This is a genomic window from Caballeronia sp. LZ062 (genome assembly GCF_031450785.1).
In the GTDB taxonomy this organism is placed as follows: Bacteria; Pseudomonadota; Gammaproteobacteria; order Burkholderiales; family Burkholderiaceae; genus Caballeronia.
The window spans coordinates 2312250-2327107 of record NZ_JARTWB010000002.1 but is presented as its reverse complement, the minus strand read 5'-3'; the positions used below and the strand labels follow the sequence as shown (position 1 = coordinate 2327107).

Sequence of the window (14858 nt, the reverse complement as noted above, 5' to 3'; positions counted from 1 at the left end):
GGATAACTTTGTGGAAAAGAGTGTGCGGTCGCCATCAAAAGCCCGGTTTGCACGGGTCGCCTTAATTTGCCTGCGATGACGGCAATTTAATTAGTTCAATAAAATCAATAAGCTGCCGATTAGCCTTCGACGTCCTCGTTCGTCCGACGGAACGTACGCGCGGATCGCGTTGGTGTGCATAAGTCAAGACTTGACAAGCACTTTCCGTCCGGGCAACGGTGGCGCGCCTCTCAAGCGACGGCCAACGCCCGCCGATACTGAACCGCTTCCGCGACATGCGAGGCATCCGGCGTATCCACGCCCGCGAGATCGGCGATTGTCCGCACGACCTTGAGCACGCGGTAGTACGCCCGCGCCGACCAGCCGAAGCGCTCTCCCGCCGAGCGCAGCAGCGCCTCGCCAGCGGAGTCGGGGCGGCACACATCGTCGGCTTCGCGACCGTCCAGTTCGCGATTCGTCTTGCCTTGCCGGCGCAACTGCGTCTGGCGCGCGACAGCCACCCGCTGCGCCACCCGTGCGCTCGATTCGCCCCGCTTCGCGGCGCGCGCCGACAGTTCCGCCGGCGAGAGGGCAGGCAACTCGATCTGAATGTCGATGCGGTCCATGAGCGGCCCCGACAGCTTGCGCAGATAGCGCGCGGCGATCTCCGGTGAGCACCGGCAACGGCCGGACGGGTCGCCGCGCCATCCGCACGGGCACGGGTTCATTGCGGCGATGAGCTGGCACGCGGCAGGAAAATCGGCCTGCTGCGCGGCGCGCGAAATGGTGATGCGACCGGCTTCGAGCGGCTCGCGCAGCGTTTCGAGCACTTTGCGATCGAATTCGGGAAGTTCGTCGAGAAAGAGCACGCCCAGATGCGCGAGCGTGATTTCGCCCGGTTGGGGCGGATTGCGCCCGCCGACGAGCGCGACAGAACTCGACGAATGATGCGGCGCGCGAAACGGCCGCTGCCGCCACTGCGCCGGATGAAAGCCCAGCGAGCTTGCCGAGAGGATGGCTGCGGAGGTGAGCGCCTCGTCGTCGGACATCGGCGGGAGGAGGCCGGGCAGGCGCGCGGCGAGCATCGACTTTCCCGCGCCGGGCGGTCCGACCATCAGCAGATGATGCCCGCCCGCCGCCGCGACTTCGAGCGCCCGGCGCGCCCCCGGATGACCGATGACGTCGGCGAGATCCGGCGACGGCACACTCGCCGTGTCGCAGAGCGTGGCGGCTTGCGCGGGTCTGAGCCGCGCATCCGGCACGCCGTTCAGGTGGGCGCAAAGCTCGGGCAGATCGGCCGCTCCAAAGACGTCGATGCCCGGCACCAACGCGGCTTCCGCCGCGCTCGCGAGCGGCACGTATATCTCGGGAACACTGGCGCTGCCCGCATACTGGCGCGCCGCGCCGCAGACCATGGCGAACGCGCCGCGCATGGGCCGCAACGCTCCGGTCAGCGAGAGTTCGCCCGCGAATTCGCGATTCTCGAGCGACTCTGGCGGAATTTGCCCGCTCGCGGCCAGAATCCCCAGCGCGATGGGCAAGTCGAAGCGGCCCGACTCCTTCGGCAGATCGGCGGGCGCGAGATTGACGGTAATACGGCTGACGGGAAAGTCGAAGCCACAGTTCTGCAACGCGGCGCGCACGCGCTCACGGCTTTCGCGGACTTCGAGATCGGGCAGGCCGACGATGGAAAACGACGGCAACCCGTTGGCAAGATGAACTTCAACGACAACTTCCGGCGCGCGCCCAGGGGCGGGCGCGCGGCTGCGTACCACGGCAAGCGACATGATTTCACCTGAATCGGCGCGTGCCGCAAACGGCCGCGCCGGCAATAAGACTAGAACTTCACGGCTCGCCGGCCGGGTACCAGAGGAACAGCGCGCTTAGTCTTGCGCTGCGCCGGTGCTCGTCATCCGCTGCTCCAGTTGCGCGACGCGCTTCTCCAGTTCTTCGAGCCGCGCGCGCGTGCGCACGAGCACTTGCGTCTGCGTGTCGAACTCCTCGCGCGTCACGAGATCGAGCTTCGAGAAGCCTTGGGACAGCATCGCCTTCATATTCTTTTCGACGTCCTTCGCGGGCGAGTTCTTGAAGAGTTCGCTCATCTTCTGCTGAAGGTCGTTGAAAACGTCGTTGGGCTGCTTCATCGTTTCTCCCTTCCTGCACAAATAAAGTGCATTCGTTGTTAGGTCAGTGCCCCGAAACATTCAATGTTCGAATTTGGTGCGTTGGCGCGTTGCACCAGTTCGTGCCGGGGCTATCTCACAGGCGACGCGATTTTAGCGCCGGCTCGCGGCTGCGTTCGCCGTCCATGCCCTTTTTACGGACCTTGGCGACCACTCTAGCAACGAACCTGCCCCCGCGCCAGCGCACGCCGCGTGCGTTAGCCATTCGGCAGAGGGCGCGGCCCGTTTCTCGGGCCAATCGCTGAAACCCGCGCCAGTACTCGCATGGCATACGAGTTGCATAAGTGGCGCGACCTTTTCTGAACGCGTTCTCAGCGGAACGGCAGGCGGAAGGAAGGCAACCACAGCGAGGGACACATGAAACTCATCACCGCAATCATCAAGCCGTTCAAGCTCGACGAAGCGCGCGAGGCGCTTTCGGCCATCGGCGTTTCCGGCATCACCGTCACGGAAGTCAAAGGCTTCGGCCGCCAGAAAGGGCACACCGAGCTGTATCGCGGCGCGGAGTACGTCGTCGACTTCCTGCCGAAAGTGAAGATCGAGGCGGCCGTGTCGGACGACATCGTGGATCAGGCGATCGAAGCGGTCGAACGGGCCGCGCGCACGGGCAAGATCGGCGACGGCAAGATCTTCGTCACCACAATCGAACAGGTGATTCGCATCCGTACCGGCGAGACCGGCGCGGACGCGCTCTAAGAAAAATCGGCGATAAGAGGAACCAGAAGAATGCGCAACTTTTTGATGTCATTGATGGTGGCGGGCGCGCTGATCGGCGCGAATGTCGGCACCGCTCTCGCCCAGGACGCGTCCGCCCCGGCCGCCGCCTCGGCACCCGCGTCGGACGCCGCCTCGGCGCCTGCGTCCGATGCCGGCGCGACGGCAAGCGCACCGGCAAGCGCACCTGCCAGCGCCAACACGGCGATGGCATCGTCGGCAGAAGCTGCCGCCGCTGCATCGGGCGCCTCGGAGGCTGCGCCCGCCGCGCCGACCGAGCCGTTCTCGGTCGATTCGTCCAAGATCAGCTCCGGCGACACCGCGTGGATGCTGACCTCCACCGCGCTCGTGCTGTTCATGACGATTCCCGGCCTCGCGCTCTTCTACGCGGGCATGGTGCGCAAGAAGAACGTGCTCGCGACGGTCATGCAGAGCTTCGCGATCTGCTGTCTCGTGACGATTCTCTGGACCATCGTGGGCTACAGCATTTCGTTCACGCCGGGCGGGTCGTTCATCGGCGGCTTCTCGCGCGTGTTTCTGCACGGCATGGCCTATATCAAGGGCGACAAGGCGACGACGCTCACCGTCAGCCATCTCGCCTCGACCATTCCGGAGTCGGTCTACTTCGCGTTCCAGTTGACGTTCGCGATCATCACGCCCGCGCTCATCACCGGCGCGTTCGCGGACCGCATGAAGTTCTCCGCGATGCTCGTGTTCATGGGACTGTGGTCGCTCATCGTCTATTCGCCGATTGCCCACATGGTCTGGGAACCGACCGGCTGGCTGGCGACGGCAGGCGTGCTGGACTTCGCGGGCGGCACGGTGGTGCACATCAACGCTGGTATTGCCGGTCTCATGTGCTGTCTCGTGCTGGGCAAGCGTGTCGGCTACGGCCGCGAAGTGATGGCTCCGCATAACCTCGTGCTCTCGCTGATCGGCGCGTCGATGCTGTGGGTCGGCTGGTTCGGCTTCAACGCGGGTTCGGCGGTCGCGGCTGACGGCCGTGCCGGCTTCGCGATGCTCACCACGCAAATCGCCACCGCATTCGCCGCGTTCGGCTGGATGTTCGCGGAGTGGATCACGAAGGGCAAGCCGTCGGTACTCGGCATCATCTCGGGCGCGGTCGCGGGTCTGGTCGCGGTGACGCCGGCGTCGGGCTTCGTCGGCGTGACGGGCGCGATCGTGATCGGTATCGTCGCGGGCGTGGTCTGCTTCTGGTCGGCGACGTGGCTCAAGCACAAGTTCAACTACGACGACTCGCTCGACGCGTTCGGCGTGCACGGCGTCGGCGGGATCATCGGCGCGTTGCTGACGGGCGTCTTCGCGGTGAAGGACATCGGCGGCTTCGACGGCTCCGTGCTCGTGCAGGCGAAGGGCGTACTGGTCACGCTGGTCTACTCGGGCGTCGTGAGCTTTGTCCTGCTCAAGATCATCGACATGACCATGGGCCTGCGCGTCACGGAGGAACAGGAACGCGAAGGTCTGGACGTGACGCTGCACGGCGAACACGTCGAATGACGAATTTGCCGCAGCGGCGCGTTTTGACCACGCCCACGCTGCGGCTAGAAGAACGAGCACAGCGACTTGGCCCGCCTTCATGGCGGGTCTTTTTTCGTCTGCAAGAGGAATAAAGACCGCGCGTCTGGGTTTCGTCCATCGTGACTCCTCGCGCGTTGCCTGACGGGGCGCAGGAGACCTTGGTAATTGACGGCTCATCCCCAATTAGGCAAAACAATTGCTCTACAATCTTTCGTCTCCTATTCGCCGGGTGGTTCGCTCCGGTCCCGTGCACAGTTGTCCGCGAGAAATTAATGGTTCCGCACTTAGTTACGGCGTTGAGTGGCCCTCTGCTCGATCTCGAACGGAAAATCCTCGATGCGACGCCTGCCATCGAGCGGTGGTTCCGTCTGGAGTGGCAAGAGCACACGCCGCCGTTTTACTGTTCCGTCGATCTGCGTAACGCAGGCTTCAAGCTCGCGCCCGTCGACACGAACCTCTTTCCCGGCGGCTTCAACAATCTGCCTCAGGAAGTGTTGCCGCTTGCCGTGCAGGCGGCCATGGCGTCCATCGAGAAGATTTGTCCCGATGCGAAGAATCTGCTCGTGATTCCCGAGCGCCACACGCGCAACGCGTTCTATCTGGAAAACGTCGCGCGGCTCGCCGCGATCATGCGGCAGGCCGGTCTGAACGTGCGCTTCGGCACGCTCGACGAAAACATCCACGGCCCGGTGACGATTCCGCTCGCCGACGGCCAGAAGATCGTGCTGGAGCCGCTCGAACGCACGCCGCGCAGGCTCGGCCTGAAGAACTTCGATCCCTGCTCGATTCTGCTCAACAACGACCTTTCGGCGGGCATTCCGCCTGTGCTCGAAAATCTGCACGAGCAGTATCTGCTGCCGCCGTTGCATGCGGGCTGGGCGGTACGCCGCAAATCGACGCACTTCGCCTGCTATGACGACGTCGCGAAGAAGTTCGCCAAGATGGTCGAGATCGATCCGTGGATGGTGAACCCGTATTTCGCGCATGTGGAAGGCGTGGACTACGAGGCGCGCACGGGCGAAGAGGCGCTCGCGGACGCCATCGACGGCGTCATCAAGAAGATCGCGAAGAAGTATCGAGAGTACGGCATCAGCGAGAAGCCGTATGTCGTCATTAAAGCGGACGCCGGAACGTACGGCAAAGGCGTGATGACCGTTCACGACGCCAGCGAAGTCGCCGCGCTCACGAAGCGCGAGCGCGCGAAGATGAACGACGCGAAAGACGGCCTGCAAGTCCACGACGTGATCGTGCAGGAAGGCGTGCATACGTTCGAGCGCGTGGAGAACGCGGTCGCGGAGCCGGTCGTGTACATGATCGACCGGTATGTCGTCGGCGGCTTTTATCGCGTGCACGATTCCCGGGAGCGCGACCAGAACCTGAACGCGCCGGGCATGCACTTCGTGCCGCTCGGCTTCGAACACACGGCGCTGCCCGACGCGCACGCGAAGCCGGGCGCGGCGCCGCCGAACCGCTTCTACATGTACGGCGTGGTCGCGCGGCTGGGACTGCTCGCGGCTTCGGTGGAACTCGAAAAGACCGATCCGGAAGCCATTCAGGTGTAAGCGCGCGGCTTGCGGTAAGCTCGCAGACCGCGTGAACCCAAGCGAAGACCATGGACATTCTTTTTATCGCCGACCCGCTCGATCACTTCAAGATCTACAAGGACACGACCTACGCGATGATGGCCGAAGCCGCGCGCCGCGGTCATGTGCTCTACGCGTGCGAGCCGCAGCATCTTGCGTGGACGGGCAGCGCGGTCGAGGCGAACGTGCGCCGCATCGAGATTGTCGGCGACGAAGCCGACAGCGACCGCTCGCCGTGGTTTTCAGCAGCGGAGGTGGAGAACCTGCCGCTCGCGAAGTTCGGCGCGGTGCTCATGCGCAAAGACCCGCCGTTCGATCTCGAATACGTGAACGCCACTTGGCTTCTCGAAATCGCCGAGCGGGCGGGCGCGCGCGTGTTCAACAAGCCGCAGGCGATTCGGGATCATTCGGAGAAGCTTGCCATCGCCGAATGGCCGCAGTTCGTCGCGCCGACGCTCGTCACGCGGGACCCGGCGCGCTTGCGCGCTTTCCACGCCGAACATGGCGATGCCATTCTGAAGCCGCTCGACGGCATGGGCGGCATGGGCGTCTTCCGCGTGAAGGCCGACGGCATGAATCTCGGTTCGATCATCGAGATGCTCAGTGAGAACGGCGCGCGCATGGTCATGGCGCAGAAGTTCATCCCGCAGATTTCGGAAGGCGACAAGCGCATTCTGGTGATCGGCGGCGAACCGGTGCCGTATTCGCTCGCACGCATTCCTCAAGGCAGCGAAGTACGCGGCAATCTCGCGGCGGGCGGCCTTGGCCGCGCGCAGCCGTTGACGGCGCGCGACCGTGAGATCGCCGAAACGCTCGGGCCGGTGCTGAAAGCGCGCGGTCTGCTGCTCGCGGGTCTCGACGCGATCGGCGACTATCTCACCGAAGTCAACGTGACGAGCCCGACCTGCTTCCGCGAGATCATGGATCAAACCGGCTTCGACGTGGCGGGCATGTTCATCGACGCGCTGGAGCGGGCGGTCGGCTGACGCTTCTTCGCCTCCTCTCGCGTTCGGCCAGCCAATGCGTTTGGCGCACTGCAAAACGCGCGCTGCCAGCACTGTTACAATTGACTTCCCGACGGCTTGCGAAGCGGGGCTGGATCAGCTTCGGCAAGCCGACAGTACGGGAAGCGCCGTCAGCGCCGCCGGTTGATTTCCCGACCGGCCGGACGCATATACGGCGTGTAACACGCGGCGCTCGCGCGTTTTCGAGCGATCTCTGACGTAGTTGTCGCTACAGAGGCTGCAATCCGACATGGCTGGCATTCTGATCATCGCGCACGCACCGTTCGCCACCGCGCTTCGTGAGTGCGTCGCTCATATCTACGGCGGCTTGCCCGCGCGCATCGGCGTCATCGACGTGACCGCCGACTGCGATCCCGTCGAAGTCCGCGCGTTCGCCCGCTCGGAAATCGACCGCCTGAAGGAAGACAACGGCGCGATCGTGCTTACCGACGTCTTCGGCGCGACGCCCGCGAACATCGCGGCGAGTCTCGCTGAAACCGACGTGCGCGTGCTGGCGGGCGTCAATCTGCCGATGCTCGTGCGCGCCGTCTGCTATCGCGCCACGCCGCTCGACACGCTCACGGAAAAGATTCTGCAAGGCGGCTCGAAGGGCATTCAGGAACTCGATGCGTCTACGCCGCTCAATCCTTGCGCGCTTGCAACCAAAGCGGCCGGCTCGCCCGATCCCGCGTGTTCCGCGAGCGCGGATCTCGCCGCCGCGAAGGCCGCGAGCCACTGACGCCGCTTCCCTCATCCACTCGCGCTTCGGAGCATCATGCAGCAACAAGAAACAACCATCGTGAACAAGCTCGGGCTCCACGCGCGGGCATCCGCGAAGCTCACGCAACTCGCCGGCAACTATCAGTCCGAAATCTGGATGAGCCGTAACGGCCGTCGCATCAACGCGAAAAGCATCATGGGCGTGATGATGCTGGCAGCGGGTATCGGCAGCACGGTGACGATCGAGACCGAAGGCCCGGACGAAGCCGAGGCCATGCAAGCCATCCTGGGTTTGATCGCCGACAAGTTCGGGGAAGGGCAGTAAGCGCATCATCGAAAGCCGTATGCATGACATAAAAAGCCGCGCATCGACGCGGCTTTTTTGTGTCTGCTTCATTCGGTCGTGCAGTAACGCGGCGAAATCGGCTGATTCCCCGGCGCGACAGGCCGTGCAGGGACTTTCGCATGGTTCGAACTTATAATCGCCTGAGCGGCCAAGCGCCCGCCACGGGTCTGGGAGTCCGTGGATACATCACAACGAGAGGAGGTGCGCGTGTCCTTCACGCTGCATGGAATTCCCGTATCACGAGGCATCGCCATCGGGCGAGCGTATCTGATTGCGCCGGCCGCGCTCGACGTCGCCCATTATCTGATCGAGCCGGATCAGATCGAAGCGGAAATCGCGCGGTTCCATACGGCGCAGGCTGCCGTGGCGCAAGAGCTCGAAGCACTGCGCGAGGACCTCGCCGCTGATGCGCCCACCGAAATGGGCGCGTTTATCGACGTCCATACGATGATCCTGAACGACGCCATGCTCGTGCAGGAAACCATCGACCTCATTCGCACGCGCCGATACAACGTCGAATGGGCGCTGACCGAGCAACTCGACATTCTGGGCAGCTTCTTCGACGACATCGAAGACGAATATCTGCGCGAACGCAAGGCGGACATTCAGCAAGTCGTCGAGCGCCTGCTGAAGGCGCTGGCGGGCGCGCCGACGGCGGCGTCGCTCGTCGTGCACACGGCGGCGAGCAACGGACACAACGAGATGATCGTGGTGGCGCACGATATCGCGCCCGCCGACATGCTCCAGTTCAAGACGCAAGCGTTCAAAGGCTTCGTGACCGATCTCGGCGGGCGCACGTCGCATACGGCGATCGTCGCGCGCAGTCTGGGCATTCCGGCGTCGGTCGGCGTGCAGCAGGCGAGCGTGCTGATCCGCCAGAACGATCTCATCATCGTGGACGGCGATCATGGCATCGTGATCGTCGATCCGGCGCCCATCGTTCTCGAAGAATATTCGTATCGGCAAAGCGAAAAGCTGCTGGAACAGCGCAAGCTTCAGCGCCTCAAGTTTTCACCGACGCAAACGCTCTGCGGCACGAAGATCGAACTGTGCGCGAACATCGAGTTGCCGGACGACGCGCAAGTCGCGGTCGAAGCCGGCGCGATGGGCGTCGGCCTCTTTCGCACCGAATTTCTCTTCATGAATCACAAGGACCGGCTGCCGGAAGAGGAAGAGCAGTTCGAGGCGTACAAGCGCGCGATCGAGCTGATGAACGGCAAGCCGGTGACGATCCGCACCATCGACGTGGGCGCGGACAAGCCGCTCGATTCCATGACCGGCGGCGACGGCTATGAAACCGCGCCTAACCCGGCGCTCGGGCTGCGCGCGATTCGCTGGAGTTTGTCCGAGCCGCAGATGTTCATGACGCAACTGCGCGCGATCTTGCGCGCGTCGGCGTTCGGCCCGACGAAGATTCTGATTCCGATGCTGGCGCACGCGCAGGAGATCGACCAGACGCTCGATCTGATCCGCGAAGCGAAGCGCCAGCTCGACGACGCGGGCATTGCGTATGACCGCAAGGTGCAGATCGGCGCGATGATCGAGATTCCGGCCGCGGCCATCGCAGTGCGGTTGTTCCTGAGCCGGCTCGATTTCCTGTCGATCGGCACGAACGATCTGATCCAGTACACGCTCGCGATCGACCGCGCGGACAATTCCGTCGCGCATTTGTACGATCCGCTGCATCCGGCGGTGCTGCATCTCATCGCGCTGACCCTGCGCGAGGCGAAGCGCGCGGGCGTGCCGGTTTCGGTGTGCGGCGAGATGGCGGGCGATCCGGCGGTCACGCGTTTGCTGCTCGGGCTTGGCCTCACCGAATTTTCGATGCATCCGAGCCAGTTGCTCGTCGTGAAGCAGGAGATTCTGCGCTCGAACCTGAAGGCGCTGGAAAAGCCGGTGGCCGACGTGCTCGCGGCTTACGAGCCGGCCGAGCTTCAGGCCGCGCTCGCGCGTCTGCAGAAAGCCTGAGCCTTAACGATGACGCGCGCCGCAGACCGGGCAATCCGGCTGCCGCGCGATCTTCATCGTGTTCCATTCCATGCGTAGGGAATCGAGCATCATCAGCCGGCCAGCGAGCGTTTCGCCGAAACCGCCGATCACGCGCAGGGCTTCGGCCGCCTGCATCGCGCCGATGATACCGACCGTCGGCGAGAAGACGCCCATGGTCGAGCACGCCACTTCCTCGAACGCCTGATCCGGCGGAAACACGCATGCGTAGCAGGGCGACGCGGGCGAGCGAAAGTCGAACGTGCTGATCTGTCCGTCGAAGCGCAGCGCCGCACCCGACACGAGCGGCACGCCGTGCGCGACGCACGCGGCGTTGATCGCGTGGCGCGTCGCGAAGTTGTCGCTGCAATCAAGCACGACGGTCGCACGCGACACGTTCGCGTCGAGCCACGCGGCGTCGGCGCGTGCGTTGATCGCTTCTATTTCGATGTCCGGATTGAGCGCGTTCAGCGTCCGCTGCGCGGATTGCACTTTCGGCTGACCGACCGATTGCGTCGCATGGACGATCTGGCGCTGGAGATTCGTGAGGTCGACCGTATCGGCATCCACCAGCGTGATCTTGCCGACGCCCGCAGCGGCCAGATACATCGCCGCTGGCGCGCCCAGTCCGCCCGCGCCGACGATGATCGCGTGCGCATCGAGAAAACGCTGCTGCGCTTCGATGCCGATTTCATCGACGAGAATGTGGCGGGAATAGCGGAGGAGTTGGTCGTCGTTCATCGGCCTGGACATGCTGCGCGAGCTTCGCGGCGTGACGCCGCGAAGCCCTGAACCAACGTTACTTCGACTGCTGCGCCGTAGGCGACGAAGCCGGCGCCGCGCCCGATGCCGGCGACGAGCCCGGCGTAGCCGGCAATGCCGGCTGAGCCACCACCGGCGCCGACGCCGAACGCGCCGGCTTGTTCTGCGCGAGCTTGCGTTCGCTGAACGACTTCGACTCGGCCACCGGCTTGCCTTCCAGCTTGTTCAACGCCTGCTGGAGCATGAAGTCGTCGTTGCTGCCGAATTCCACCGGCTTGCGGTCGCGGTCCTTGCGGCGCTGCTCCGGCGTTTTCTTGTCGTTCTGCTCTTCCAGCAGACGCAGTTGATCCAGACGATCCTGCTCGCGCTGCTCCTGTTCCTTCTTCTCGTTCGGATCCTGCGTGTTCGCGAGGTGATTCGAATAGTCCACTTCGCGAGTCACGAGCGCGTCGTCCGGATCGCCGTCCGCGTACTGATCGACCGGCACGTCCGGGCGCACGCCCTGGTTCTGGATCGACTTGCCGCTCGGCGTGTAGTAGTACGCCGTCGTCAGGCGCAGCGCAGTGTCAGCGGTCATCGGACGAACCGTCTGCACCGAGCCCTTGCCGAACGTCGTCTTGCCGACGATCAGCGCGCGATGATGATCCTGCAGCGCGCCCGCGACGATCTCCGACGCGGAAGCCGAATACGCGTTGGTCAGCACGACCATCGGCACCTTCTTGAAGATATCCGGCACGCTCTTCAGCGGGTCGGAATCGAAGGACGGCAGGCGGTAGTTGTCGTAGGTGTCGCGGAACGTCTGCTTGGCGTCCGCGATTTGTCCATTCGTCGAGACGACGACCGCGTTATCCGGCAGGAACGCGCCCGCGACGCCGACCGCGCTCTGCAGCAGGCCGCCGCCGTTGTTGCGCAGATCGAGCACGAGGCCCTTCAGGTTCGGCTGCTGGCGCGCGAGGTCTTGCAGCTTCGAGGCGAGATCCGGCACCGTGCGCTCCTGGAAGCTCGTGATGCGGACATAGCCATAACCCGGCTCCGGCACCTTCATCTTGACGGACTGCACGCGGATCAGCGCGCGCGTGACCGTGAGCGGGAAGGTGCGGTCGTCGCTCTTGCGGAAGATGGTAAGCGTGACCTTCGTGCCCGGTTCGCCGCGCATTTGCTTCACGGCCTTGTCGAGCGTCATGCCGCGCACCGGCTTGTCGTTGATGCGCGTGATGAGGTCGCCCGGACGAATGCCGGCGCGGAACGCTGGCGTGTCTTCAATCGGCGAGATCACTTTGATCAGGCCGTCTTCCGACGAAATCTCGATGCCAAGACCGGCGAAGCGGCCCTTCGTCTGTTCCTGAAGCTCTTCGTAGTCCGTCTTGTCGAGATACGACGAGTGCGGATCGAGGCTCGACACCATGCCCTTGATCGCGGCGGTGAGCAGCTTCTTGTCGTCGACGGGCTCGACGTATTCGTGCTTGATCTGCCCGAACACTTCGGCGAAGAGCCGCAGTTGATCGAGCGGAAGCGGTGACGATGCGGCTTGCTGCGCGGACGCGGAAATCTGCAAGGTTGCGAGAGCGCCGGCAGCAACGCCTGCGGCGATCAGGCCGAAGTTTTTCAGGTTCTTTCGCATAGAAGAGTGCGTGCGGAATCGAATGGGCTGCATCGTGGGTGACGGGCCAGTATACCCGCTCGCTTTCAAAGGCGACTTAAACGCAACTTAAATGCCCGGCGCCTCGGCCGGCGACAGCGTTCGCTTATTGAGGGCGAGGCACGCGCCTGTCGGAGGCGACGGCGCGCGGTCAGGCGCGCGCCATCCGCGGCACTCGGATACGAAACGGGCGCCGCCAAGCGACGCCCGCCAAGGCCAATTCCGGCGCTGGTCCGCGCTTTAGCCCGCCTTGCCCTGCTTTGCGACGGCAGCCTGCGCGGCAGCAATCGCGTCCGCGTCGCCGAGGTAGTAGTGCTTGATCGGCTTCAGGTTTTCGTCGAGTTCATACACGAGCGGCACGCCGTTCGGAATGTTCAGGCCGACGATATCCGCGTCGGAAATATCGTCCAGATACTTCACGAGCGCGCGCATGGAATTACCGTGAGCGGCGATCAGCACCTGCTTGCCTGCCTTGATGGCCGGCGCAATGGATTCGTTCCACACCGGCAGCACGCGCGCGACGGTGTCTTTCAGGCACTCGGTCAGCGGCAGTTGCTCGCGCGGAACCTTGGCGTAGCGCGGATCGTTGAAGGACGCGCGCTCGTCGCCCGGGTCGAGCGCGGGCGGCGGCGTGTCGTAGCTGCGGCGCCAGACGAGCACCTGTTCGTCGCCGTACTGCTTGGCGGTCTCGGCCTTGTTGAGTCCGGCGAGCGCGCCGTAGTGGCGCTCGTTCAGACGCCAGGAATGGACGACCGGTATATACATCAGGTCCATTTCGTCCTGCACGTGCCACAGCGTGCGAATGGCGCGCTTGAGCACCGACGTGTACGCGATGTCGAACGTGTAGCCGGCCTCGCGCAGCAGCACGCCTGCCTGGCGCGCCTCGCGGTTGCCCTGCTCGGTGAGATCCACGTCGACCCAGCCGGTGAACCGGTTTTCCTTGTTCCACGTCGATTCGCCGTGGCGGATGAGCACTAGCTTGTACATGATTGATAGGTCGGTCAGTTGAAAAATCGGGTGCCCGATCGCACTCCGTCATCCTGCCCTCACGCCCGGAGTGCCGCCATCGGCCGGATGGCTAAGGCCATCGCGGGAAAGGGATATTTTATAATGCCGGGATTGCCCGCATTTTCCTTTCTCCCTTCTCACCTATCTTTCGGCGGCCCTAGACGTGAAGTTTTTCACCGATTACTCGAATATTGCACTCATCGTCATTGCGCTCGTCTCGGGCGCGCTGCTGCTCTGGCCGGCCATCACGCGCCGTGGGCGCGGCGGCGTCTCCGCTGCGGAAGCCACCACGCTCATCAACCGGCGCAACGCCGTCGTCGTGGATCTGCGGCCCGCCGCGGAGTTCGCGAAGGGGCATTTGCCGTCGGCGCGCAATATCGAAGCGGCGGAGCTTCAAGCAAAAATCGGCCAGATCGCGAAGAATAAGAGCAATCCGGTCGTGCTTGTCTGCCAGACCGGTCAACAGTCGCAGCGTGCCAGCCGCGCCGTGTCGGAAGCCGGCTACGCTGAGGTCCACGTCTTGCAAGGCGGGGTTGATGCCTGGCAGAAGGCAGGAATGCCGGTTGTGAAACAAGGAGCCGTCAAGTGAAAAAAGTCGTCATGTACAGCACGCAAGTGTGCCCGTATTGCCAGATGGCCGAACGTCTTTTAAAGTCCCGCGGGGTCGAAACCATCGAGAAGGTGCTGATCGACCGTGAACCGGGCCGCCGCGAGGAGATGATGCAGCGCACCGGGCGCCGCACCGTGCCGCAGGTTTATATCGGCGACACGCACGTCGGCGGTTACGACGATCTTTCGGCGCTCGACCGCAAAGGTGGTCTGGTGCCGCTGCTCGAGTCGGCCTGACATCACCACACGCTGCCCGGCCACGCGCCGGGCAATCGAATCACCTAGGAAATCACTATGTCCGACGAGAACAATCAGCCGTTTTTCAACATCCAGCGCATTTACCTGAAGGATATGTCGCTCGAGCAGCCGAACTCGCCCGCCATCTTCCTCGAACAGGAAATGCCTTCGGTTGAGGTCGAGGTCGATGTCAAGGCCGACCGTCTCGCGGAAAGCGTCTTCGAAGTCCTGGTGACGGGCACGGTCACGGCGAAGGTCGCCGACAAGGTCGCGTTTCTGATCGAAGCGAAGCAGGCAGGCATCTTCGACATTCGCAATATCCCGGCCGAGCAGATCGATCCGCTCGTCGGCATTGCGTGCCCGACCATTCTGTTCCCGTATTTGCGCTCGAACATCGCGGACGCGATCACGCGCGCCGGCTTCCCGCCGATCCACCTGGCGGAAATCAACTTCCAGGCGCTGTACGAACAGCGCATCGCCCAGCTTGCCGGCGCGCAGGAAGGCGCGGCGAACGGCGCGACGCACTGAGCGTCACACAGCACTGACTCT

Annotated in this window: 15 protein-coding genes; 10 read left to right on the top strand and 5 right to left on the bottom strand. The window is 63.8% G+C overall.

Going from position 1 to position 14858, the window contains the following annotated elements:
• Window positions 1-230: 230 nt before the first annotated feature.
• The gene (locus P9239_RS16900) at window positions 231-1766 is read right to left on the bottom strand and encodes a YifB family Mg chelatase-like AAA ATPase (protein ID WP_309752888.1); all 1536 of its coding nucleotides are present in this window, start codon (window positions 1764-1766) and stop codon (window positions 231-233) included.
• A 96-nt stretch (window positions 1767-1862) separates the two neighbouring features.
• On the bottom strand, window positions 1863-2123 hold the full coding sequence (locus P9239_RS16895; RefSeq protein ID WP_309752886.1) for an accessory factor UbiK family protein: 261 nt from the start codon (window positions 2121-2123) through the stop codon (window positions 1863-1865).
• Between the two features lie 396 nt (window positions 2124-2519).
• Here P9239_RS16895 and P9239_RS16890 point away from each other — a divergent pair, with 396 nt between their 5' ends.
• The 7 genes from P9239_RS16890 to ptsP all read left to right on the top strand — a co-directional run bounded on the left by P9239_RS16890 (window position 2520) and on the right by ptsP (window position 10036).
• Window positions 2520-2858 (top strand): P-II family nitrogen regulator, encoded by a 339-nt coding sequence (locus P9239_RS16890; RefSeq protein ID WP_016344109.1) that lies wholly within the window; start codon window positions 2520-2522, stop codon window positions 2856-2858.
• 30 nt (window positions 2859-2888) lie between these two features.
• The gene (locus P9239_RS16885; RefSeq protein ID WP_309752882.1) at window positions 2889-4394 is read left to right on the top strand and encodes an ammonium transporter; all 1506 of its coding nucleotides are present in this window, start codon (window positions 2889-2891) and stop codon (window positions 4392-4394) included.
• Between the two features lie 293 nt (window positions 4395-4687).
• A complete protein-coding gene (gene gshA / locus P9239_RS16880) occupies window positions 4688-5977 on the top strand; it encodes a glutamate--cysteine ligase (RefSeq protein ID WP_309752880.1) in 1290 nt (429 codons plus the stop codon).
• A gap of 50 nt (window positions 5978-6027) precedes the next feature.
• Window positions 6028-6984 carry a glutathione synthase gene (gshB, locus tag P9239_RS16875; protein WP_309752878.1) on the top strand — a complete coding sequence of 319 codons (957 nt, stop codon included), beginning with the start codon at window positions 6028-6030 and terminating at the stop codon, window positions 6982-6984.
• A 268-nt stretch (window positions 6985-7252) separates the two neighbouring features.
• Window positions 7253-7741: a PTS sugar transporter subunit IIB gene (locus tag P9239_RS16870; RefSeq protein WP_309752877.1), complete on the top strand. Its 489-nt coding sequence runs from the start codon at window positions 7253-7255 to the stop codon at window positions 7739-7741.
• A gap of 36 nt (window positions 7742-7777) precedes the next feature.
• Window positions 7778-8047, top strand: a complete 270-nt coding sequence (locus P9239_RS16865; protein WP_159835102.1) for an HPr family phosphocarrier protein — start codon at window positions 7778-7780, stop codon at window positions 8045-8047.
• Between the two features lie 228 nt (window positions 8048-8275).
• Window positions 8276-10036, top strand: a complete 1761-nt coding sequence (gene ptsP / locus P9239_RS16860; RefSeq protein WP_309752875.1) for a phosphoenolpyruvate--protein phosphotransferase — start codon at window positions 8276-8278, stop codon at window positions 10034-10036.
• Window positions 10037-10039: 3 nt separating this feature from the next.
• Here ptsP and P9239_RS16855 read toward each other — a convergent pair whose 3' ends face one another.
• From P9239_RS16855 to gpmA, 3 genes are all read right to left on the bottom strand, one after another.
• Window positions 10040-10795 carry a molybdopterin-synthase adenylyltransferase MoeB gene (locus tag P9239_RS16855; RefSeq protein ID WP_309752873.1) on the bottom strand — a complete coding sequence of 252 codons (756 nt, stop codon included), beginning with the start codon at window positions 10793-10795 and terminating at the stop codon, window positions 10040-10042.
• Between the two features lie 58 nt (window positions 10796-10853).
• The gene (locus P9239_RS16850; RefSeq protein WP_309752871.1) at window positions 10854-12437 is read right to left on the bottom strand and encodes a S41 family peptidase; all 1584 of its coding nucleotides are present in this window, start codon (window positions 12435-12437) and stop codon (window positions 10854-10856) included.
• Between the two features lie 258 nt (window positions 12438-12695).
• The gene (gene gpmA / locus P9239_RS16845; RefSeq protein ID WP_309752869.1) at window positions 12696-13442 is read right to left on the bottom strand and encodes a 2,3-diphosphoglycerate-dependent phosphoglycerate mutase; all 747 of its coding nucleotides are present in this window, start codon (window positions 13440-13442) and stop codon (window positions 12696-12698) included.
• A 184-nt stretch (window positions 13443-13626) separates the two neighbouring features.
• Between gpmA and P9239_RS16840 the strand changes: the two genes are divergently transcribed.
• The 3 genes from P9239_RS16840 to secB are packed head-to-tail and all read left to right on the top strand — an operon-like array spanning window position 13627 to window position 14837.
• Window positions 13627-14052 carry a rhodanese-like domain-containing protein gene (locus P9239_RS16840; protein WP_175939227.1) on the top strand — a complete coding sequence of 142 codons (426 nt, stop codon included), beginning with the start codon at window positions 13627-13629 and terminating at the stop codon, window positions 14050-14052.
• Window positions 14049-14309 carry a glutaredoxin 3 gene (gene grxC, locus P9239_RS16835; RefSeq protein ID WP_175939229.1) on the top strand — a complete coding sequence of 87 codons (261 nt, stop codon included), beginning with the start codon at window positions 14049-14051 and terminating at the stop codon, window positions 14307-14309. The genes P9239_RS16840 and grxC overlap by 4 nt, the downstream gene beginning before the upstream one ends.
• A 57-nt stretch (window positions 14310-14366) precedes the next feature.
• Window positions 14367-14837 carry a protein-export chaperone SecB gene (secB, locus tag P9239_RS16830; protein ID WP_309752863.1) on the top strand — a complete coding sequence of 157 codons (471 nt, stop codon included), beginning with the start codon at window positions 14367-14369 and terminating at the stop codon, window positions 14835-14837.
• Window positions 14838-14858 lie beyond the last annotated feature (21 nt).

Coding starts and splice junctions, on each gene's coding strand:
- gshA (WP_309752880.1), top strand. CDS start 4,688: ATGGTTCCGCACTTAGTTACGGCGTTGAGTGGCCCTCTGCTCGATCTC.
- gshB (WP_309752878.1), top strand. CDS start 6,028: ATGGACATTCTTTTTATCGCCGACCCGCTCGATCACTTCAAGATCTAC.
- P9239_RS16855 (WP_309752873.1), bottom strand. CDS start 10,795: ATGAACGACGACCAACTCCTCCGCTATTCCCGCCACATTCTCGTCGAT.
- P9239_RS16895 (WP_309752886.1), bottom strand. CDS start 2,123: ATGAAGCAGCCCAACGACGTTTTCAACGACCTTCAGCAGAAGATGAGC.
- P9239_RS16865 (WP_159835102.1), top strand. CDS start 7,778: ATGCAGCAACAAGAAACAACCATCGTGAACAAGCTCGGGCTCCACGCG.
- P9239_RS16885 (WP_309752882.1), top strand. CDS start 2,889: ATGCGCAACTTTTTGATGTCATTGATGGTGGCGGGCGCGCTGATCGGC.
- P9239_RS16900 (WP_309752888.1), bottom strand. CDS start 1,766: ATGTCGCTTGCCGTGGTACGCAGCCGCGCGCCCGCCCCTGGGCGCGCG.
- P9239_RS16890 (WP_016344109.1), top strand. CDS start 2,520: ATGAAACTCATCACCGCAATCATCAAGCCGTTCAAGCTCGACGAAGCG.
- P9239_RS16850 (WP_309752871.1), bottom strand. CDS start 12,437: ATGCGAAAGAACCTGAAAAACTTCGGCCTGATCGCCGCAGGCGTTGCT.
- gpmA (WP_309752869.1), bottom strand. CDS start 13,442: ATGTACAAGCTAGTGCTCATCCGCCACGGCGAATCGACGTGGAACAAG.
- P9239_RS16870 (WP_309752877.1), top strand. CDS start 7,253: ATGGCTGGCATTCTGATCATCGCGCACGCACCGTTCGCCACCGCGCTT.
- secB (WP_309752863.1), top strand. CDS start 14,367: ATGTCCGACGAGAACAATCAGCCGTTTTTCAACATCCAGCGCATTTAC.